At 39.1% G+C, this 22,849-nt stretch carries 17 protein-coding genes and 1 pseudogene; 2 read left to right on the forward strand and 16 right to left on the reverse strand.

Features of this window, described 5'->3' with window-relative positions; all coding sequences use genetic code 11:
- Positions 1-52: 52 nt before the first annotated feature.
- The 8 genes and pseudogenes from B9T19_RS08885 to B9T19_RS08920 all read right to left on the reverse strand — a co-directional run bounded on the left by B9T19_RS08885 (position 53) and on the right by B9T19_RS08920 (position 10,310).
- Positions 53-1,009, reverse strand: a complete 957-nt coding sequence (locus B9T19_RS08885; RefSeq protein ID WP_143436874.1) for a hypothetical protein — start codon at positions 1,007-1,009, stop codon at positions 53-55.
- Between the two features lie 18 nt (positions 1,010-1,027).
- Positions 1,028-2,104, reverse strand: coding sequence for a 3-dehydroquinate synthase (gene aroB / locus B9T19_RS08890; protein WP_094568269.1), 1,077 nt, complete (start codon positions 2,102-2,104; stop codon positions 1,028-1,030).
- On the reverse strand, positions 2,101-2,691 hold the full coding sequence (gene aroK / locus B9T19_RS08895; RefSeq protein ID WP_255406362.1) for a shikimate kinase AroK: 591 nt from the start codon (positions 2,689-2,691) through the stop codon (positions 2,101-2,103). The genes aroB and aroK overlap by 4 nt, the downstream gene beginning before the upstream one ends.
- A 136-nt stretch (positions 2,692-2,827) precedes the next feature.
- On the reverse strand, positions 2,828-4,342 hold the full coding sequence (gene pilQ, locus B9T19_RS08900) for a type IV pilus secretin PilQ (RefSeq protein ID WP_094568270.1): 1,515 nt from the start codon (positions 4,340-4,342) through the stop codon (positions 2,828-2,830).
- 27 nt (positions 4,343-4,369) lie between these two features.
- Positions 4,370-5,506, reverse strand: a complete 1,137-nt coding sequence (locus B9T19_RS08905) for a hypothetical protein (protein ID WP_143436875.1) — start codon at positions 5,504-5,506, stop codon at positions 4,370-4,372.
- Between the two features lie 8 nt (positions 5,507-5,514).
- Positions 5,515-6,165, reverse strand: a complete 651-nt coding sequence (locus B9T19_RS08910) for a hypothetical protein (RefSeq protein WP_094568272.1) — start codon at positions 6,163-6,165, stop codon at positions 5,515-5,517.
- 415 nt (positions 6,166-6,580) lie between these two features.
- Positions 6,581-8,230: pseudogene (locus tag B9T19_RS08915) on the reverse strand (ABC transporter substrate-binding protein); the annotation flags it as partial.
- A 451-nt stretch (positions 8,231-8,681) separates the two neighbouring features.
- The gene (locus tag B9T19_RS08920) at positions 8,682-10,310 is read right to left on the reverse strand and encodes an ABC transporter substrate-binding protein (RefSeq protein WP_094568274.1); all 1,629 of its coding nucleotides are present in this window, start codon (positions 10,308-10,310) and stop codon (positions 8,682-8,684) included.
- 545 nt (positions 10,311-10,855) lie between these two features.
- On the opposite strand from B9T19_RS08920, the gene B9T19_RS08925 reads away from it, so the two are divergent.
- Complete coding sequence (locus B9T19_RS08925; protein WP_143436876.1) at positions 10,856-11,056, forward strand: hypothetical protein; 201 nt, start codon at positions 10,856-10,858, stop codon at positions 11,054-11,056.
- Between the two features lie 257 nt (positions 11,057-11,313).
- Here the strand turns inward: B9T19_RS08925 and B9T19_RS08930 are convergent, their stop codons facing one another.
- From B9T19_RS08930 to pdxS, 5 genes are all read right to left on the reverse strand, one after another.
- On the reverse strand, positions 11,314-11,778 hold the full coding sequence (locus B9T19_RS08930) for a DIP1984 family protein (RefSeq protein WP_094568276.1): 465 nt from the start codon (positions 11,776-11,778) through the stop codon (positions 11,314-11,316).
- Between the two features lie 127 nt (positions 11,779-11,905).
- Positions 11,906-13,129: an HlyD family efflux transporter periplasmic adaptor subunit gene (locus B9T19_RS08935; RefSeq protein WP_094568277.1), complete on the reverse strand. Its 1,224-nt coding sequence runs from the start codon at positions 13,127-13,129 to the stop codon at positions 11,906-11,908.
- Between the two features lie 127 nt (positions 13,130-13,256).
- Complete coding sequence (locus B9T19_RS08940; RefSeq protein ID WP_233146834.1) at positions 13,257-15,428, reverse strand: type I secretion system permease/ATPase; 2,172 nt, start codon at positions 15,426-15,428, stop codon at positions 13,257-13,259.
- Positions 15,429-15,721: 293 nt separating this feature from the next.
- On the reverse strand, positions 15,722-17,176 hold the full coding sequence (locus tag B9T19_RS08945; protein WP_233146835.1) for a TolC family protein: 1,455 nt from the start codon (positions 17,174-17,176) through the stop codon (positions 15,722-15,724).
- A 278-nt stretch (positions 17,177-17,454) separates the two neighbouring features.
- Positions 17,455-18,306 (reverse strand): pyridoxal 5'-phosphate synthase lyase subunit PdxS, encoded by an 852-nt coding sequence (gene pdxS / locus B9T19_RS08950; RefSeq protein ID WP_094568278.1) that lies wholly within the window; start codon positions 18,304-18,306, stop codon positions 17,455-17,457.
- 519 nt (positions 18,307-18,825) lie between these two features.
- Between pdxS and B9T19_RS08955 the strand changes: the two genes are divergently transcribed.
- A complete protein-coding gene (locus B9T19_RS08955; protein ID WP_094568279.1) occupies positions 18,826-20,172 on the forward strand; it encodes a PLP-dependent aminotransferase family protein in 1,347 nt (448 codons plus the stop codon).
- Here B9T19_RS08955 and B9T19_RS08960 read toward each other — a convergent pair.
- From B9T19_RS08960 to B9T19_RS10505, 3 genes are all read right to left on the reverse strand, one after another.
- Positions 20,128-21,519, reverse strand: a complete 1,392-nt coding sequence (locus B9T19_RS08960) for a hypothetical protein (RefSeq protein WP_158214390.1) — start codon at positions 21,517-21,519, stop codon at positions 20,128-20,130. The genes B9T19_RS08955 and B9T19_RS08960 overlap by 45 nt on opposite strands.
- Positions 21,520-21,592: 73 nt before the next feature.
- Complete coding sequence (locus tag B9T19_RS08965) at positions 21,593-21,817, reverse strand: hypothetical protein (RefSeq protein WP_094568281.1); 225 nt, start codon at positions 21,815-21,817, stop codon at positions 21,593-21,595.
- Positions 21,818-22,619: 802 nt separating this feature from the next.
- Positions 22,620-22,811, reverse strand: a complete 192-nt coding sequence (locus B9T19_RS10505) for a hypothetical protein (RefSeq protein ID WP_143436877.1) — start codon at positions 22,809-22,811, stop codon at positions 22,620-22,622.
- Positions 22,812-22,849 lie beyond the last annotated feature (38 nt).

Genomic DNA, 22,849 nt, shown 5'->3' on the forward strand with positions numbered 1-22,849 from the left:
AAAATAGATTCGATATTATTGTTTGTGCTGTTTGTATTCTCTCTCTTAACTTCTACTCATCGGTAGAAGAAGGCTCTCCTTGAATAATCACTATCCCTAAGGGAGCAGCTATCACTCTTTTTTCAGCTTCTACAATCATCTTCTTAACCCCCTCAAAGTAAGGCTTTGCCATTTTTGAAGGGATCAACATCTCAGGATAGAGTTGAGCCTCCTCTACGGGATTATCACCACCAAATCCAAGAAGTTCTAAACTCTTCTCATAATTAAACGCAGCATAGATCATGCCGACAACGATGATAAAGAGGAGTAGAATCCAAGAGACTAATGCTTTATTGAGGGTAAATGCCGGCTGCAATTCTGCGGTCACAAGACGAACAATCCGACCGGGATAACCATATGAGAATGCATGTAAACGATTGAGATCCCGAGAGGAGCAATCTGCTGTCTTGCCATGATGCTTATAGATATGCCAAACGAGCTCCTTGATCTGCATGTGATTAATCGGACCAATTGTAAAACTCTTAGAGTGAAGTAGAAGCTCCTTTGAGTAGATATCTTGGTTATTAAGATCCATAAAGAGAACTACGACCACATGGATCTCTTCTTGCCCTCTTCGAAGTCCTCTCTTATTGATCGCCTCTTTTGTACGATAGATAAAAGAGAGCTCCTCAGTAGTGAGCTGATCTGCATCATCCACTAGCAGCACCATCTTTAAACCTGTTGGCGGAATCTCCTTAAGACGTGTAATAATCGCCTCTTCATTCGCCTCACACTCTAAAAGAGTGGCTATCTTGGTAAAAATAGAACCCTTGCCGGCAATCACTTCACGCGCAACAATGTGCCCATACTCATTTAATCTACGGCTCAGCTCCATCATAAAGCGAGATTTACCACACCCTGAAGGGCCATAGATAGAGTAGAAATCCCCGAGCCCCATACTAATATGTTGCTCTACCCGTCGCATCACCTCTTCGATAGGCCCTAAGGATAACCAAGGTAATTTATGCATAAGCTCATCTCTGTGCATCTAAGGTGTTCCAAATTCAATTGCTTCGATAATAAACTCTTCAGGAACCTCATCCGTTATGATTGCCTTGCCTATCGTCTCTAAAAGTACAAAACGAATCTTTTGTGTCACATTCTTCTTATCTAATCGCATCGCATTTAAGAATGCAGGAATAGAGAATGCTTCAGGAGCAATACAAGGCAGTCCAAAAAGATCGAGCAGAGAGGTGATATAGAGCTGATCTTTTTTACTAATGTATCCCATTCGACATGAGAGATAGCCGGCCATATTAATACCAATTGCAACAGCTTCTCCATGGAGGATTCCTTGATACTTCATCAATTTCTCAATCGCATGCCCAAAAGTATGACCAAGGTTAAGTGTCGCTCGAATACCTGATTCTCGTTCATCTTGATCAACAATACTCTTCTTACAAGCACATGAGTGATAGATCATCTCTGAAATCACTTCGGGATCTTTTGCTAAAATCGCTTCATAATTGAGTCGCATCCACTCTAAAAATGGGGCATCTTGAATAAATCCATATTTTAAGACCTCTGCAAGACCACTAATATATTCACGCTGTGGCAATGTCTCGAGCAATGAGAGATCAATTAAAACACGTTTAGGCTGATAGAAAGTTCCAATCATATTCTTCCCCAAGGGATGATTGACCGCAGTCTTTCCGCCGACTGAACTATCGACTTGCGCTAAAAGTGTTGTAGGAATCTGAACAAAATCGATACCTCTTTGATAGGTACTTGCAACAAACCCGGCAAGATCACCAATCACACCACCACCAAAGGCTATCAGAAGACTTTTACGATTAAATTCTAACTCTAAAAGACGGGTATGAACCTCAGCAAAAGAGGTTAAATTCTTATACTGCTCCCCATCCTCAATGATGACCACATGGTCTCGATTACCATCAACTAGAGATAAAATTCGATCTGAGTGGAGGGCGTATATCGTATTATTTGTTAAAACAAGCCGCTGAGTATAGGGAAACTCATCTACAAAACGCTTTGTCGCTAATAGGTTCTTATCAATCTCAATATCATATGAACGATCGGCTAAATCTACAGTTAAAGTCTTCATCTATTATCACTTCCTATAAGCCACTCCGGGAGAGGCGATCGATTTTGAACAATACTCTCTATGATACCACTAACAACCACCTTCGGGGGGATATTGTCTGAGAAAGCAGTATATGTCGCAACCTCTCGATAGAGAGGATCACGGATCAGGTAGAGTGCTTCAAGAACGGCCTGCGGATCATCCTGCTGCAATAGAGGCCGCTGGTTATCAAACCGAACTCGTTCATACTGCACTTCCGGCGAAACATTAAGATAGATAACAATACCATTATCAGATAGTTGTCGACGATTCTCTTCTGCCAAAATAGCACCGCCTCCTGTGGAAAGAATAATCCCCTCTTTTGCCGTTAAAGCCTCTATCGCTCGTTTTTCTCGCTCTCTAAATCCTGATTCTCCTTCTAACTCAAAGATGTAAGGTATCGTAACACCTGTTATCTCCTCAATGTAGTGATCACTATCAAAAAAAGTGAGATTTAATGCTTCCGCCAATAGACGCCCTACCGTGGATTTACCAGCCCCCATCGGCCCTACTAAGTAGATATTTCTCTCAATATTTCTCTCAGTACTATTCTCAGTATTACTCTTCACCAAATTCCCCGCTCCTACAGAATCTATCTTGACAATAACCCTTACTAACTTCTTATCTATTGCCAAACTCTATTTTAATTTTCTCTTTAATCTCTACTTCTATTTTCGCTTTGATTTCACTTTGATTTCACTTTGATTAAGGACTCAGTGTATCAACTATTCTTGGCCTAATAAATATTAACAACTCTGCCTTTTTCTGCTTATTTCCCTCTCGCTTAAAGAGTCTCCCTAAAAAGGGAAGTCGACTCAAAAAAGGGACTTCTGAAACAGTTGTTGCGGTATCATACTCATAGATACCGCCTAAAACGATTGTCTCACCATGATTGACTAATGCCTGCGTTTTGAGCTCTTTTTTCGAAATAATAGGCTCCCCTTTTGGATCATACCCTGAGATCTCATCTTTAGAGATTAAGATATCGATCAAAATCTTCCCCTTTGGGGTGATTTGCGGGACGACATTAAGCTCCATAACCGCATCTTTAAATTCTGTATTTGTCCCCTCATTAGAGCTTGTTGAATAGGATACTTCAGTTCCTTGCTTGATATAGGCGGCTCGCCGGCTTGTCGTTAAAATCGTAGGATTAGAGAGCATCTCACCTCTCCCCTCTGATTGCATTGCCGAGATCTCTAGACCTAAATTTAACCCTTTGCCTAAAATCATATAGCCCATAGAAAAATCGGGAAGAGAGACCCCTAATGAGGTTAAACTTCCTAATTGACCTCCAAAGTGACCTGCACCTGCTTGCTCATTAGGAATCGCTCCTGAAAGCTCATAAGCTCCCCGTTGATAATTGAGTCCCCAGTTGACCCCAAGTTCTTTAGCAAAATCATCAAAAGCAGCCACAATGTAAGCGGAGATCTCCACCTGTTGTGCAGGCTGATCTAACTGATCAATAAGGCGTTTCAACTCCCTCATTTCAGATACAGATGCGGTTATCACTACCTGATTGAGACGATGATCGACACCGAGAGTGAAAGTTGATTCATTACCACCTCCTCGTAACTCACCTGATCCTCCTGATGCCTTTCCTCGCAAAATCTCAGCAATCTCCTTTGCCTCTGCATAATGGAGCGCGACAACCTCAGTAGTGATCTTTTCTTGATTCATTCTTGCAAAAGTATTGTGGCTTGCAATCATGATGACACCATTTACCTCCATTGAACTTAACCCCGTATAGAGAAGGAGAAGCTCTAATATCTCTGAAAAACTCATCTGATTAAGATGGAGTGTAATGTGCTGATCAACAGTGGGATCAACAATAATATTTCTCCCTGACTCTTTCGCCAATAGATTCACAAAGTAAGAGAGGCTGACGCCATTTAGCGAGAAAGAGTAGAGAGGCTCTCCATTTTGAAAGCTCTGTGAACTCTGCACATCCGGTACCCAATCATTTGTCACGGTAACAGAAGGGAGTGAGTCCGTATTATCAGAGGACTCCTCCTTCGATAGGCTATCGATCTGATTACTTCCGAAACTGATAGGTTGCAATATAATCCCCAATAATAGTATGAGAAAAATAGCTATCACAATTGATCTTCTTACTGTCACACCCTTCTGTTTCTCTGCTAAACATCTTATCTGCTCCAATTTTAATCCTAGCTGCATCACTACCCTACTTCCCTCTGCTTCTACTCTACTTCCAAATAGCATCTACCCCCCCTATGCCTTATCCAGCAGTCACTCTCTTAAGGCTTCTTCTTGAAGATAGTCTATAAACTCCCGATTAAAGAGCAGAAGCTGATCTCTATAAAAATCGATCTCTACAGATTGTCGCTCTAAAATAGAAAGATCAACAGCTATTATCTTCCCATTATTATAGGAAAATAGTGCTCTTCCACGATGATCGAAGGAGGATAGCGATAACGCCTCTCTCTTAATCACTCCTAAAAAACGAATTCCTTGAAATACCTCTCCCAACTGCCAATGAAATAACGGCTCTTCATGCCTCTTGAGCATACCTTCTCTTGCAGAGTAATGATCATTGTGATCCAATCTCACAGAAGAGAAAGGGAGCCAAAATGATCCTGACTCGGAAGATAAATTTTTTGAGATAAAATTTTGAGCAATCCACGCTTGCCAATCACTGAGCGATAATTGATGGGTTATAAGCTCTTGGGAGATATCACTAGCCTTTGTTGCCGGGATATCAGATAGAGAGGAAATTGAGCGCTCGGCCCCCCCTAAAAGTATAAAAAGATCATAAAATTTTAGCTGAACCTTAAACATCTTCCTTGGCATCTGCGCTGCCATCTCTTCTATCGCAGTATCACAAAGGGCATTACTTGACATCTTCGTCCAACTTTCAATCTCTACAAGATATCTAGGATACTGCTCCGAAAGTGAATAGAGACTCTTTAAAAGTTGCGATGTATCACCACATAACCGTAACTTAAGAGTAAGACTTCCTCGATGAGACGCATCAGAAATAGGAGTAAATAGTGAAAGGATTAATCCATTATCGATGAAAGAGCGATAAACTCTCTCCGCAAAATCATCAACCGACCCCCATTTTGTCAATTGTTGCTGAATCATCGCTCTCACTTCCTTGAGCTGAGGAGATTTTAGTAATGCCTCCTGCTCCTCTCTTACAAGGGTTAATAGTGATTGTTGCCGTTGATATCGCTCTTCTAACTGTTGCAGCTCTCTTCTCTCTGAAAAATCAAATCCTAAGGGGGTCCATTTTAGAAGAAGAAAACTTAATAACAGCAAAAGAACCGATAGCAGTATCCAACGACTTTTAAAAGAGAGCCGGCAATAATCGTGCCAGTGAAACTCCCGAAGATCTCGCTTAAAAAATTGAACTAATTCTAACAATGATCTCCTCATTCTCCACCTACTTCACGTAAAGAGAGATGAGGCTCTAAAGAGAGTGTAAATAATCGAAATGGCTCCTGATCAGCACTCATTTGGGTAGTTATTTTCCAGCCATTTTGAACAAAGAGCGCTTCGATCTCACGCATTAAATCAAAGGAAACAACTCGTCCTTGCAATACTAAAGGAGCTTCCCTTTTCTCTTGCCACAGATTAGTGAGATAAATTTTTTGTGAATAGTGTTGCTCTATTTGCGCTAAAAGCATAATCAATGAGATCACGCTACTCTTTTGCTGAAGAAGATGGAGATCTCGCCATCGATAGAGTGGATCGAGAGCTTGATCTGCTCTTCTGATCTCTAATTGAGTTGCTCTAAGATCTTTTTCCAACTCTTGATGACTCAATCTAAGCGGAACAATCAAAAGATAACGCATTACAAGGGATAATAAAACAATCAGAAAAAGGAGCAAAATAGCCCCTAATAGCTCAATTAAAATAGGACGCTTCTGCCATAAGGATCTTAACTTTGTAAACAAAGAAGAGAAACCCAATAAACATCTACTTAAAATCCCTCTTTGAGACCTTGTATATTGATGCTTATGGGTCTGTTTCTTTTGTGCCTTAATATCCGAGTCGGAGAGCTCAGTAATTATAATCTTCACCTTACAACTTCTTCCTCTATCATTACGCAACTCATTACTGAAGCAATTGCATAATGCTCTTAAATTCCCACTGATATTTGATTTAACTGACTTAATTTATGGGCTTATTAATCTAAAGAGCTAGGATAGCCTTATATAGATCAGCCTCAATAAGTTAAAACTTAGTTTCTATTTCGCATCACTGGGAAAATAGAGTGGTTTAGAGGGTTAGATATGAAAGTTTTCAAGGCGCGAAAGCAATATAAGAAGAGGATTCTCTTGAACCTCTCAATCAATAGAAAAGAGGATTCTCTTGAACCTCTCAATCAATAGAGAATCTCTTCATAATTATCTCGCAGTTAACTCGCTATTACTTCGCTTTACTCTCACTACGAGAGCGGTGAGAAGAGAGATCATCTATCTGATTACTATCATCATGATCCATAATATAGAGGTCCTTCGTGTAGTAATATCCTAACTGATTCTTCCCAGTATATCCGCCAACATGAGGCTTAACTAAACGAAGATTTGCAAAATAGAAGATTGGAATAATCACAGAATCCTGATCTAACTTCTCTTCTGCAACTTGATAGAAATGAGCTCGCTCTTGATCATCTTTCGCTGTTAAGGTCTGCCTCATCAACTGATCAAATTCATCGCTCTTATAATGAACGGTATTAACGCTACTATCCCCTATCATCATATTTAAAAAGCTCGATGGCTCATTGTAATCAGCACACCACGAAGCTCGGACAACATCATAATTTCCAGCTCGCCGACTATCTGCATAAGTCTTCCATTCTCGATTATCTAGTGTCATCTCTACACCCGCATTCTGCTTAAGAAGTGAAGCTGCGGCAACGCCCATCTTTTTGTGAAGATCAGAGGTGTTATAGAGCAGTTTAATTTTTAAGGGATTAGATTCATCATAGCCTGCCTCTTTTAAGAGCGCTTTTGCTCGCGCACTACGCTCTTCCATCGGCTGATTAAACCATTCTGGAATCGTCAATTCTTCAATGCCGGCAATATAAGGAGGGGTAAAACTATAAGCGGGTAGATCACCTTGTGCTTTTACCCGATTTGTTAATAATTCTTGATCAAGCGCTAACTTTAACGCCTCCCTTACTCTAATATCAGTAAAAGGCTCCCGGCTATTATTAATCCCATAATAATAGGTGCAAAGATAAGGACTTACCTTAATCTCATTTGGAATCTCTGCCTGTAACTTCTGAAAAAAGTCGATAGGAATATTGGCGGTAATATCGATCTCTCCGGCACGATAACGCTGTGCTTCTGTCACTTCTGAGGTAATCGGTAAAAATAGTACCTCATCAATCACCGTATTATCATTATCCCAATATGCTTGATTCCTTTTTAGTTTAATAAATTCATTTACTTGCCACTGCGCCAATTGATACGCGCCATTTCCTACAAAATGTCCAACATTGGTCCATTGATCACCATATTTTTCTATCACTTTTTGAGGAACAGGCGACATCGCTGTATGTGCTAAAAGTTGCGGAAAATAGGGGACAGCAGTTGATAATCTCACCTCTAATGTCTCATCATCTAGCGCTTTAACACCGAGATCATCTGCCGGCTTCTCTCCTAAAATAACATCGTCAATATTCTCAATGTGTGCATATTGCAGATAACTGGCATAAGGGGAACCCGTTGCCGGATCTGCTAATCGTTTCCATGAATACTCAAAATCTGATGCCGTAATAGGATCTCCATTAGACCACTTAAGATCTGGTTTTAACTTGAAACGCCAAACGATAAAGTCCTCATTCTCCCAGGACTTTGCCACTCGAGGTTCCATCTCCCCATCATCATTGATAATCACAAGCCCTTCAAAGAGATCTCGAGATAGGTGAGACTCGGCAACGCCTTCAATTTTGTGTGGATCCAATGATTGAGGCTCAGTACCATTATTGCGAACTAGACGCTGTTGATCTGCCAACTTAACTCCCTCAGGAACAATTGCAGAAGAGGCTAACTCAACTGAAACTCCCCAAAGCGTAAATCCTACAGCAAGCGGCAGTAATGCCAAACGCCCTTTATAAAAACGATTTTTCTGCTCCATCGTCATATCTCCTTTTAAGACTTTTTTAAATCTCTCTAAATTCTCTCTGAAATATCCTTAAGACCTTGATAACTTACTCTTTATAACTGATTCCTTCTTCCTCGATTCTTCTCTCTTCTCTTCTTTTCTTCTTTTTTTCTTTTTTTCTTTTCTTCTTTTTTTCTTTTCTTCTTTTTTTCTACTTTTCTATCATACTTTTAATATTATGCGCCAATACTAGGTGTACAACACCCTATGCTAATAGCATTAACACTATTTTTAATACTATTTGAATACTATTTGAATACTATTAAAAAAAGCAGCCAAAATGGGGTACTCCATTCAGCTGCTTTTCTACTTGCTCATCGTAAAAACCATGTAATGAATAGATCGATAGATCAATATAGAGATATACCGATATCGACAAAACAAGATAATTAGCGCAATATGATTAGCGATTAACGATTAGTAATTAATGCTCAATAATATACATATCTTTCGTATAAGCATAACCTAGCGGATTGTTAACGCTATAACCGCCCACATAGGGTTTTACTAAACGAGGAGAGACATAGTAGTAGATAGGAACTAATGCACTATCTTCATCAAGAACTCTCTCAGCTTCTTGATATGCTTTTACGCGATCATCTTCTGTCGCTGCGGTAATACTTTTACGCATTGCGGCATCAAATTCATCACTCTTATAGTGAGAGGTATTATTACTACTAGTAGAGAGCATAATATTTAAGAAACTTGATGGCTCATTATAATCAGCACACCAACCTGCTCTCGCCACTTCATAATTCCCTTGATGACGACTATCTAAGAATGTTTTCCACTCTTGATTCTCAAGCTTTACTTCAATGCCGGCATTCTGTTTTAAGATCGATGCCGCGGCGATTGCAACCTTTCTATGCGCCTCAGAAGTATTATAGAGTAGTGTAAATGAGAGCGGATTACCAGGACCATATCCTGCATCTGCTAAGAGTTGTTTTGCCTTCTCATTACGCTCCTTCTGTGTAAGCTGGAACCACTCTGGCTCAATCGCTTCCATATCAACTGTTGAAGGCGGAGTAAAACCGAAGGCCGGCGTCTGTCCTTGTCCCATAACTTTATTTGCAATAATATCGCGATCAAGCGCCAACTTAACAGCTGCTCTTACCCGTGCATCATCAAAAGGTGCTTGCTCATTATTAATTTCATAATAGTAAGTACAGAGTGATGGAGAGATCTTCACCTCATCTGGGATATCACGTTGCAATCTTGAGAAGAGATCTACGGGGATTGCATTATTGGTCATATCCACTTCGCCACTACGATAACGATTCACATCGGTAACCTCTGAAGGGATCGCGAGGAACGTTACTTCATCGATCACAGTCTTATCGTTATCCCAATACTGGTCGTTGCGCTCAAGAACAATACGCTCATTCACCACCCAATCTTTTAATTTATAAGCACCATTACTGACAAAATTCTTCGGTGAAGTCCACTGATTACCATACTCCTCAACAGTTGCACGATGAACAGGAACAGTTGATGTATGCCCTACCAATTTATCAATATAGGGGATCGGCTCACTTAACGTAATTTCAAATGTATGGTCATCTAGAGCACGGACACCTAATGTATCAGGATCTGCTTTACCATTGACAATATCATCGACATTTTCAACATGGGCATATTGAAGATAACTTGCGTAAGGAGATGCGGTGTTTGGATCAACTAAACGTTTCCATGAGTAGACAAAATCTTCCGCAGTTACCGGATCACCATTAGACCATTTCGCATCTTTGCGCAGATTAAAACGCCAAACACGATAATCATCACTCTCCCAAGATTCAGCAACTCCGGGACGGATCTCACCATTAAGGTCAATATTGACAAGACCTTCAAATTGATCGCGCGCTAAGTTTGCCTCCGGCACCCCTTCAATTTTATGAGGATCAAGTGATTGCGGCTCTGCACCATTATTTCGTATCAGTTTCTGCTCTTTATGGAGTTTAGTACCTTCCGGCACCTCTGCCGCAACGGCACCACTTACTGCCATTGTCGCAATTAATGCCGATACTAATAGACTCTTTGCAAATCCTTTTTTCATAATCTCTCCTAACATAGTGATAAAAGTAGGGTCTTAAAAATCCATCAGAATCTATAAGATAAGAATTGCCAAATAAGATTTTCCAATAAAATCTGATTAAACGATAATCTAATCCAATTCTATTTCACCACTTTTATATTTAATTTTTAACATTTTCACTATAGCACGGGATAAAAAAGATAAAAGTATTCCACTTCAAAAGTGTGAACAAATAAGATGCAAACTTCAGAGATTAGATCAATAAATCACAATTAATAAGAGCAAAATCATTATGCAGTAAAAATCGTTCGAAATTTTCAATCAATAGAGCTAACAACTCTAACTACCCCCGCTAATCTCTCTAACCTGCTTTAATAAAAACAGATGGTAGTTTGAGCCAAGGTAAATCTCGGTTCAAATCTTTATACTAATTTATACTGTTTTATCATACTGTCTTATACTACTTAAAGAGGCTTAAACTTAAGAAATAGAATGACAGGATTGTAGGATTGTAGAATTGCAAAACTCTATTAAATAGAGCCAATAAATTCAGATAAAAGGAACTAATGATGAAGATTAACATGAATCTAACCCCCATGAAAAAAGGTCGACTCCTTATTACAACTGTTGCAACCGCTCTTCTTTTAAGCGCATGTGCTCAAGGCGTTGATGCAGCTAAACGATTAGAAAAGTGTGTCATTGATGGCAATCAAAATAATAACTGCGAGCTCTCCACTTTAGAAGGAAGAGACGAGAGTAATAAATAGATAGCATAAATAGATCGGCATAAAAAATCCCTAGCCTCTAAAACTCTACAATAGAATCTTAAAAGCTAGGGATACCCCGTTCCCACCCATATAGAGAATCAGTATATGGTAGTCAATAGTCAAGTGTTACTTGTTCTGTGGCTTTGCCACGGAGTTAACTGTTCTTAACGTTAATTGTTAAAGGATGCATGGTTAATGCTATGACAGTTATCAGTTTTATACTCGCCTTCTCTATATTGCCTAAACTAATTGTACCTTTAAAGTAACTCTGTGCGCCAATTAATTGCTTGGATCTGATTATCAAGCTCTCGCCAAAGTTTAGAGAGCTGATCATACTCCTTGCTCAATGCCTCAACATTTACAACAGAGATAAACTTAATCTCCGACATACTGTAACGATTACTATTTTCTGAAGCTTTGTCGATCATCTGCTGAACAACCTGGCGCTTCTTCATTAAATTTTCTCGCTCAATCAATGCCTCTGAGAGCTTTCTTCTCTCATCAAAATCGGTGGCGATATTGGTCTTATTAATCCGCTCTATAAGCGCCCCTAAGGCATCAATTGCCGCAAAAAGCTCCATCTTTAAAGTTTGTGGGGATAGCGCTGGAGCATCACCTTCTTGCACCTTAATGTTATCGCCTAAACGTGTTATCAACTGTGCAATTTTTGTCTGAAGATCAGCACGGTTATTGAGTGCTTCTCCTAATGTTATCGAGTTCATTTCTATTATCCTTTTTCCCAATCTGTTCCTAGCATTTAAATCGGTAATTTAATCAACATTTAATCGACATTTGATCAACATTTGATTTTGGCTCATATTGATCCACTCTTAACAGGTCTTACGCTCCCTAACGCTCTCTTAACGCCTCTTTAACACGACCAAATGGCTTCATTAAGTAATCAAATACTGTCTTATCGCCTGTTTTAATATCAACAGTTGCGATCATTCCCGGCACAATGGGATACTCATTCCCGCTCTTCTTATCTATAAGAGAATCGGTCTCTGTTAAAATAAAGACGCGATAGTAGAAGACATCAGGCTTTGTCTCATCCTGAATGGTATCAGGAGAGATGACTGTTACCTTGCCATCAAGACCTCCAAAAATAGAGTAATCATATGCTGTAATCTTCACCTTAGCATCTTGCCCTGGGTGAATATAGGCAATATCTCGAGGCGAAATACGTGCTTCAATCAAGAGCTGATCATCTAAAGGGACAATCTGCATCAATTCACCATTAGGAGGTACGACACCTCCTCGAGTCGTTAACATCACATTTTTAACAACGCCACGAACGGGGGAGCGCAAGGTTAAACGTGAAAGAGAATCTTCCCGACCTCGAACCACTGACTCTAATGATTCCGCTTCCGCTTGGACTTTACTCAGCTCTTCACGCGCCTGAACCATATATTCAGAAAGCTTATCTGTAATTTGTGATTCAAGATCGACTACTTGGCGCTGAAGTTTTAAAACATCAACATTACTCGCAGCTCCCTGTTGCGCTAAAGCTTGGGTCAATTGGAGCTCAGATTTTACCAATGCAAGTGACTGCTCCAAACCACGAACAGATTCTTCCAACGCTTTTCTTCTAGTCTCATAAAGACGAGTCTCTGCTTGGATCAACTCAGGAAAAGCATCAAGTTCATCTGGAAAATCTAACTCACTATGATCCACTTCTGCCTCAAGACGCGCAATACTGGCAAGCGCAGCACGATACTTCGCCGCACTCTCCTCAACAGTGGCTTCAGTTTTAGTTAAATCGAGTTGCGCTAAAACCTGCCCTTTATCAACAATATCCCCTTCGCGCACATAAAGATCAGAGATAATTCCCCCTTCCAAGGATTGAATAACCTGCTCACGAGAGGTGGGAACAACTTTTCCAGATCCCGTTGAGACCTCTACAATTTCAGCAAAATAAGCCCACACTATTAGTGCTACCAGTAGCAATAAAAAAGCCCAAATAATACGGGAAGATTTTACTATTTCAGACTCCCCAATATGATCTTTATAACGTCTCTGATCTTCTTCATAATCTAATAATAAAAGATCACGTTTTTCATCGGTTTTACTCATATAAACCTCTTAAATTCTTCTAATACTCGTAGAGAAGATTAGTTTCTATCATTCTAATAGCACTAATCATTTCATAATTATCGCTAAAACTTATCTATTTAGCATGATCGGTTTCTCTACTTAAGACCTACTTCTTCCCCGATAATTGTGCTAGCACTTTCTCTTTAGATCCATCTAATACAATTCGACCATTGTTAATTACAATAATACGATCCATAAGATTTACAACGCTCATCTTATGTGTCGCTACAATCAGAGTTTTTCCAATACTCCAGCCCTCTAATGCCGAGATAAAGCTCTTCTCTGTCACATCATCAAGCGCCGAAGTTGGTTCATCTAAGAGCGCAATATGGGGGTTACGAATAAAGAGTCTTGCCAATAACAGGGATTGCTTTTGTCCCCCAGATAGACCATGCCCACCTTCCGCAATAACGTAATCTAAACCTGTTGGTAGTTGACTGATAAAGCTTGCTGCTCCGGTCATATTCAGAGCATGAAGTAGACTCTCATCAGTTGCTAAAGGAGCACCAAAAAGCAGATTTTCTCGAATCGTTCCGTGAAACAATCGGGAATTTTGGCTCATCAATCCTATATCTCGACGCACATCAGCCGGATCAATATGGGACAAACTTACCCCATCGAGCGTCACCACGCCCCCCTTAGGAGTTAACAATCCTGAAAGGACCTGTAAAAGGGTTGACTTTCCGGCACCATTGCGACCTAAAACTGCAATTTTCTCTCCCGCTTTAATCTCTAAATTCTCAATCGTCAATGAAGGTTGTTGACTCTCTGCATGATAGAAAAATTGCGCATTTTTAATCTGATAATGACCGGCGATCGCACTCTTATGAACCCGTTTCTCCCCTGGAGGATGGTCCACCGGAAGCTCCATTAGTTGATTAATCCCTGCTAAAGCGACTTTTGCCTGCTGCCAACGATTTAAAACTTGCGTAATTCCTGCCATAGGTGCAATCATTCTTCCACCTAAAATAGATGCAGCAATAAGAGACCCTGTTGTTAAATCCCCCTCCATCACCATTGGAGCCCCAAATAATACAATCACAGCAAAAGCTGATGTTTGTATACTCTGTGTCCAACTATTGAGGGTACTAATCAAGGAGCGCAGTTGAAGATTAACATCAGCTGAAACAGCATTATAGTTATTCCATTGCGTCTGAAAACGATGTTCTGCTTGCAGTGTCTTAATATCCTCATTGCCCTGTATCGCTTCTACTAACATCGCATTTCTTAATGCCGACTCCCTCATTGCCTGATTAGCAAAAGCACGTAATTTCTTTTGGGCTAAAATTCCAGGTAGAACCATCAAGATAACAGCACCAATAGGAATCCAAACTAAAGATCCCGCGATATACCAAAAGACAAAACAGAAAAGAAAGAAGAACGGCATATCAGCAAATGCTGTAACAGTGGTTGATGTTAACAATTCACGAACGCTGTCTAACTCTCTTACTTGAGAGATAAATGTCCCGGTCGATTTAGGTCGGTGCATATTATTGATACGCAACACATGACCAAATACACGATCTGAAATGCGCATATCTGCCCTTTTCCCTAAAAGATCGGTTACTCTCGTCCGCAATTTTCGCATAATAAAGCCAAAAATAATGGCAACTAAAACACCACTAAAGAGAACATAAAGCGTGGGATAAGATTCAGCTGGAATAACCCTATCATAAACTTGTCGAGTAAAGAGAATCCCCGCTAATGCTAATACGTTCACAACAAAAGAAGCAATAAAGATATGGCTATAGGGCTTCCAATCTTTTATGACAATTTTTCTAAACCAACTGCGATCATGAGGTTTAACATACTCATCAACCCTTGCATCCCTAACGGTATGTGTTGGTCTTAAAACAACAGCTAATATGACATTCTCTAAAAGGTCTTTTCTACTAATTCGACTCTTCAGACCCCCATCACCACTATAAGTAATACCGAGGTCACCATCTTTATCGATCGCATCAATAACACCGATCTGACCCTCTTTTAGCTGAACAACTAAGGGTAAACGCCAGACAGACAGTTCAGAGTCCTCTAATTTTATAACACTAAAACTCAAGCCCGCCTGACGAGCAATACTTCGCAATACATCACTAACCGGTCTATCGCTGAGCCAGTGGCTTGTCAATAAGATATTCTCTTTCGAACACTCTATACGATAATGCTTAGCCACCATTAAAATGGCTTCAATCCATGAACCATAATCTCGATTATCTGGTTCACTAACTGTTTCCTCGACTTCTTCCGTTACTGCTTCAATATTTTCGTTCTTGTTCACAAATTTACTTCCAATATTAATAATTAATTCCGAGTGATAGAACAGATCTAAACACAGTCAATTTTATCTTTTATTATACTATTTTGATGAATATCAATATACAATTTATTCAAGATCATCAATAACTCATCTCTTTTTGAGATTTAAATAAAAATAACAAAACAATAAAAAATAAAAATAATTTTTTACATCTGAAAAAGAAAAATCTGCCAATCCTATTAAACATTGACAGATTATAATAATGATATTGATATCAATTATATATTAATTAGTTGCTAATAAGAATTCAATTATCAACGATATTGATTTATACCTAAACTTTTCCCTAATTGGCCTTGATAAAATGCACAATCTAATTGTGCTTGAATGATATCAAGCTGGTTATTGACAACTTCAACCTGAGCCTGATGATATTCTCGCTCAGAATTTAATAGATCAACTAACGTTCTAGTTCCTAATTCTAAATATTGTTTCTTATATAACTCTTTAGTATGTTTAAGATTATCAACACGTTGCATCAAGAGATTTTTCCGCTTATGGAGGTTTTCTAAATTGACTTGGGTATCGCTCAATTTTTGACTCACATCTAATTGAACCTCAGCTTTTTTAGCATCAGCTGATTGAGCTCGATTCGCAGCAGCTCGCTTACTAGCTGACAGCCCTCCCCCTTGATATACCGGCATCGTCACATTAAGACTCACGGTAGAATCAATGCGCGAACCATAACGAGGCGTAGCATTGAGCGCTCTTGAAGCATTTCCTCTCAATGAAATGGTTGGTAGTTCATCTGCTTTTGCCCTTTCAAGCTCAGCAAGCGCCCGTTCAGCTTCCAATTCTGCTACTTGATATGCAGGGATAGCACTCCAATCAGGTGCAACGTCACAAGCTAAAGAGAGACCGGCAGGAAGCGATCCAATCGTTGCATTACTCAATTGGGGCTGACCGATAATAATCCCTAATGTTCTCAAAACTGTTTGATGCTGGGTTGCAACATCTAGCTCTTCAGATAGAACATCATCTAAGCGCGATTTTGCTTGATAAACGTCGGAAAGATTGCTTGCTCCCTTTTCATATCTCTCATCAACTAGCTTTCCTAATGCTGCAATTCTTTGTACTTGATCTTGAGATAACTGCATCAACTTTTTATAACGATCTGCAGCAACAACTGTCAATGCGGCGATATGCATTAGCTCTTCATTCGTCATTGATGTATAAGCTTTTGCCGTCAAATAACTATACTCTGCACTCTTAACTGCACTTGATCTTTTACCAAAATCATAGAGAACTTGCTCTATTTCAAGATTGATATCTTGTAAAAACTCACGATCATAACGATCAGAACGATTACTATCCCTGCGCATTCCAATCCCCCCATTAATTTGAGGGTAATATTTCGATTCCGCAACTGCAATTAACTCCTCTTCGGTACGCTCTTCTCCTTTCGCTTGAGTTACACGAGGGTGAAACAGAATGATTTCTTGAGCAGCATCAACAAGAGTAATGCTACTGCCTCTCTTCTTATAATTCGCCTTCTCATTCTTCTCATCTAACTTTAGCTGATTCGATTTTTGAACTTTCTGCTCTAGTTGTTTCGATAAAGCTAATAATTTTTGCGCTTCTGCACTATCAACCTCTTTTATCTCAATCTCTTGAGAACTAAGTGAAGGGCTATTACTGTTGGCACAAGAAGCTAATATTATACTTCCGAGGATAATAGTTATTCTTTTAACAAAAGGCATACTTTTCATTGGAATCCATTAAAATTGAAACTTGAATCTATAAGGCTCTTTCAATCAATTACTCCCTATAGATTCTGTTATAAATCAAAATCTCTTAGATCGAAGATTATAACTTATTATAGAAAGATATAGTAAAAAGATATAGTAAAATTATTTCCCCATTAATCCCCATAGATACAAACAAATAGAATAGAGTTTACTACTCACATAAAAAAGCTAGATAGATTATTCTCTATCTAGCCCGTCTAAAGTCATTTATCGATATGACTATATGATTTTTACCAAGATTATCGACCCGCCATAATCTCATCAGTTGGGATTTTTGAGATTTCAAGGCCACTCATTGGGGTCCCTAAATTTTTGGAAAGTTGTACTAAAAGCTCAAAATCCTCATAATTTTTAGTCGCTTGCACAATAGCAGATGCAAACTTCTCAGGGTTTTCAGATTTAAAGATACCGGATCCTACAAATACTCCATCAGCACCTAAAAGCATCATTAATACAGCATCAGCGGGTGTTGCAACACCACCTGCCGCATAGTTAACAACCGGTAATCGTCCTAATCGTTTTACCTCTTTCACTAATTCATAAGGTGCTTGATGATCTCGTGCAAAAACCATCAGTTCATCATCAGCCATGTTCACTAACTGGCGAATTTCAGCATTCACTTCACGCATATGACGCACAGCTTCAACAATATTTCCTGTCCCGGGTTCACCCTTAGTTCTAAGCATTTTTGCCCCCTCACCTAAGCGACGTAATGCTTCGCCAAGATTACGGCACCCACAAACAAATGGAACACGATAATCACTCTTTAAAAGATGGTAAACATCATCTGCCGGCGTTAACACCTCACTCTCATCAATATAGTCGATATTCATCGCCTCTAAAATTCTAGCTTCTGCAATATGCCCTATACGAACTTTTGCCATCACAGGAATCGATACTGCTTTCTGGATCGATTCGATTAATGCCGGGTCTGTTGTTCTGGCAACTCCTCCCTCTTTACGAATGTCAGAAGGTACTCGCTCTAATGCCATCACTGCACAGGCACCTGCAGCCTCTGCAATTTTAGCCTCTTCAACATTCACAACATCCATAATCACGCCACGTTTAGGCATTTCGATAAATTGACTCATTTTCTCTCCTTCATAGTAGATATTATATTAAATAGCTTTAAATAGTTATTATCACATGACTGCCAATTACTATCTGATATATGATTTTTATATATTTATTAGTAATTGAAAATATTGTTTATTGCCAACTATTGTTTATTGACAACTATTATTCATGATTAACATCGCCGTTGAATAGCCATTCAATAGTCATTCAATGGGCATTCAACAGCCGATGAAATAGATATATAAGTGGGATATAGATAGAATATTAGATGGAATATATAAATAGTAATAACCACACTTATTCGCCACTTTTATCAAACAATCCCTACAATATAGAACTTTTTCAATCTATAAAAGAGCCATTTGGATGAGTTTATACCCATCCATTTAAAGCTGACCTAATCTCTGGTAAATTAAACAGTAAAGAAGGAGATTATTTTTAATAAATGATCTCCAAAATAAGAAGAGATCCCGCCTCTCGCCTCTCCCTCAATGACAATTTAATTGTCAAATAACTCAAAGAACAATCGCCCCATGCATTTTGACATCAAAAGAAATAGCAAAAAACCTCTCTATCAACAAATCATCGAATCTATCGAAGAAGCCTTAATAGCAGGAAAAATATTACCGGGAGAGAAACTCCCTTCCGAAAGAGAACTTAGCCAATTCTTTTCTGTCAATCGATCGACTGTTGTAAGAGCAATGGAAGAACTTCATGAACGTCGCCTTATTATCCGAAAAGTAGGCTCCGGCACCTATATTAATCCACAGAAGTGGGGTCAATTTTCAAAACCGAGATTACAGTGGAATGGCCCATTTAATAGAGAGATCTTCCAACCAAAAGTGAAATATGATCTCACAAATGGCGATCTTCCAATAGAACTCTACCCTTCTCTTCAGCTTCCTGAAATTGATTGGCAATTGCTATTAAATGCCGAGCGAGAGCAAGAATCGATGAGGCTCGGTACAAGAGACTTAAGATCTGCAGTTCAACGTTATCTTAAAAGAAGCCACCAATGGGAAGTGCCTATTGAGGAGATTATGATTACCTCAGGCACACAGCAAGCGCTCTCACTTATAGCGCTTGGACTCTTAAAAAGTGGAGATTCTATCGCTATTGAAAATCCATCCTATTTCTACTCGCTCTCCATCTTTCAAGCTTTAGGTATTCGAATATATGGGATCCCCATGGACCAAGAAGGTGTCATCATTTCAAAGCTTGATCAATTACTCTATAAACATAGAATCAAGATGATCTTCATCAATCCTATTTTTCATAATCCTACAGGTCGAGTCATATCGTCTCAAAGAAGAGAAGCATTAATAGCTTATTGTCATCGAAAACAACTACCGATTGTCGAAGATGATGCTTATGGTCAATTAACATTCTACAACTATATCGACAATCGACCGCTAAAAATGACAGATAAAAATCATAATATATTTTATTTAGGCTCTCTCTCAAAGTATCTAGGAAGATCAATTCGTATAGGTTGGATGGTTGCGCCCCGTTCTATCATCGAAAACTTAGCCAATATCCGGCAACAGCTTGATTCAGGCTTAAGCTCCCTTCCACAATATATGGCAGAGTATTATCTTGAACATTATGCAAATCAGCATGAGTTAAAATTACAGCAAGCTCTAAAAATAAGAGCAGATCGCCTTGTCAATTGGCTCGATAAAAACTTAACTGATCTTATAACTTATCAGATCCCTCAAGGAGGATTTCACCTCTATGCAACACTAAAATCGAAAAGCTCACAAAAACTGGTAGAAAAAAGATTATCAGAACTCAAAATAAAAGGGATTCAAGATAGTTACTTTGGCGGCGAAGGCTTAGCTTATCGCTTCTCTTTCCCCCACTTCTTGCTCTCGGAATAACCACAAGACTGCAAGTGTTAATGGCAAGATAAAAAGCGTGGGGCTACGATAACTATAAAGAGAATGAAAAGAGAAGATATCAACCCAGACAGTATCACTAAAAATCAGGAAGAGTAAAACACCCAATGTACCTACTAAAAGTGCATAAAATGCTCCTTTTTCACTATAGCCTTTTAGATAAAATCGCCCTAACATCACCGGAAAGTGGGCACTTGCTACCCATGAAAATGCAAGTCCAAAAAGAAAAGCAAGATTCATCTCTCTAAAAAAATAAGCAAGTATCGCGCCAAAAATAAAAATCATTAATACGGCTAAACGAGCAATGATCAGCTGCCAAGCCTCACTTAACTGCTGCTCGGTTTTTAATAATGGTAATAGATCATGAGTCACCGTCGCACTAGCAGCCATGACAATACCAGAGATAACTGCTAATACCGTAATAAGAACCAATATTGCTAAAATCGTTTGAAAGAGACCTCCACCCAATAGAAAAGCTAAATGAAGTAGCGTCATATTTGCCCCTCCTGTTAACTGCTCTCCTTCTAATAAAACTACAGCACCAAATCCAATGATAAGATTAAGAATAAAAAAGATTGCGATCAGTAGCGTTGTTCCTGCCGCTGAAAAGAGTGCAACAGATTGATCTTTAACTGTAAAAAAGCGCATTAAAATATGGGGCAAGCCTAATAAACCTAATAATAATCCTAATATTAATGAGATTTGCTCAATTCCTGAGCTAATAGCGCTACTTGGCATCAAGTAATCAAAAGAGGTAACGGCCGCAACACGCAGAAATAATTCTTCAAATGAGAAATTCACTCTCTTCAAAACTAAAAAGAGCAATGTAAAGGCAAATAGAAATAGTAATAGTGCTTTAATACTTTGAATAAACGTTGTTGCTCTCATGCCCCCTACTAAAACAATAAAAAGTGTTAAAAGAGATATAACTAATAATGCGCTGACAAAGGTTAAATCTAGTAGTAGAGTAAGTAATGCGCTAGCTCCCACCAATTGTACTAACAGATAAAATATCGATATGAGAAGACTTGTCACTCCACTTAAAACTTTTAATCTTCGACTATTAAATGAGGTATTAATTACATCAGAGAAAGTAAAGGCACCAGTAGCTCTTAATTTATCGGAAAAGAAGAGGAGTAATAAAACCCATCCTAGTAGTGTTGCCACTGCATAGAAGAGAGAATCCATTCCCTGGGTAAAATACATTGCTATCGAGCCCAAAAAAGCTGCTGCAGAAAGATAATCCCCAGCCAGCGCAAATGAGTTTTGCAATACACCTATCGATCGATCAGCTAAAAAATAGCGGGTCACACTTCTACTTTGATGCATCATTATTCCCTGTAGTTCTATAAACTTTATTCATCAACTTCCTATCTCATACTCATTAAGGGATTGGCTATTATCAATCATCCTTTATTTGCAAATCTCTATTTAAAAAATAGAGTAGCGCATAAAAAAGAGCAATAAAAGCCCCCCATAACATCACTACTACACCGCCTAAAATAGAATAAGGGACTCCCCATATAAAATGAGTTGCCATAAATTGTGGCCAAAAGGAGAGACCAATGTAATAGATAATCATTGGAAAAAGGGCAAGAAATGCTAATAAAATTCGATATTGTTTCATTTAAAACGTCATAACATAAAAGGAATTATTGAGATCTACATAAAATATTAGAGCTGAGATATAAAATATGTACCATTATATCAATCTTCGAACTCCAAAATCATCTTAACTCTACTGGAAATTAGCCATAATTTTAAGAGAGCAGCTACTACAGACCTCCTCTAATAATACCAATAAAGTTATTATTTCAATTTTTAGTTTGATATTTTTATAAGTACCGATCTTAAAACAAATAGAAGCTAATGAGTTGCCGGGGCTCACCATCGCATTCTTCCAAAAATCACGTGCCGGCAAGGGGCAATTTCTCAATTGCTGAAACTTCAGGTTACATTGAGTTAATATTTCTACCAAGCTTTTTTCCGGCATCAAAGATGCCGACCGGCGGGCAACACTAGTAATAAGAATGAAATCACCCCGGCATCATAGATGCCGATTGGCGGGCATACACCGGCAAAAAGAGCGATATAGTCGGCTCCCGCCGATCCACAGATCTTCTTAAGAATCATCAAAATGATCCATTGAAACAACAGAGGCTGTTGCGTTGCCGGTCTTCACTATCCCATTCTGCCAAAAAACTGCGTGCCGGCAAGGGGCGATCATTCAATCTCCGAAACATTTCTTATCGTTATAAAAGCTGATGAGTTGCCAGATCTCGCTACCCCGTTCTTCCAGAAATCTCGTGCCGGCAAAGGGCACCGAAGATGCCAACCGGCGGGCATGCACCGGTTAAAAGAATGAAGTAGTGGGTTCCCGCCGCTCCACAAATTCTCTTAAGAATCATAAAGATGATTAGTTGAAATAATTAGTTGAAATAATTAGTTGAAACAACAGAGGCTGCTGCCTTGCCGAAACTTACTATCGCACTCTTCCAAAAATCACGTGCCGGCAAAAGGCATTGAAAATGCCCAAACTGCGGGCATGCACTAGTAATAAGAATGAAGTAGTGGGTTCCCGCAGCTCCACGAACTTTCTTAAGAATAAAAAATCCCGACAAAGAAAAAGCTCCTAGCTAATTAGCTAGGAGCTCTTAAT

The organism is Ignatzschineria sp. F8392, assembly GCF_002252045.1.
Taxonomy (GTDB): Bacteria; Pseudomonadota; Gammaproteobacteria; order Cardiobacteriales; family Wohlfahrtiimonadaceae; genus Ignatzschineria.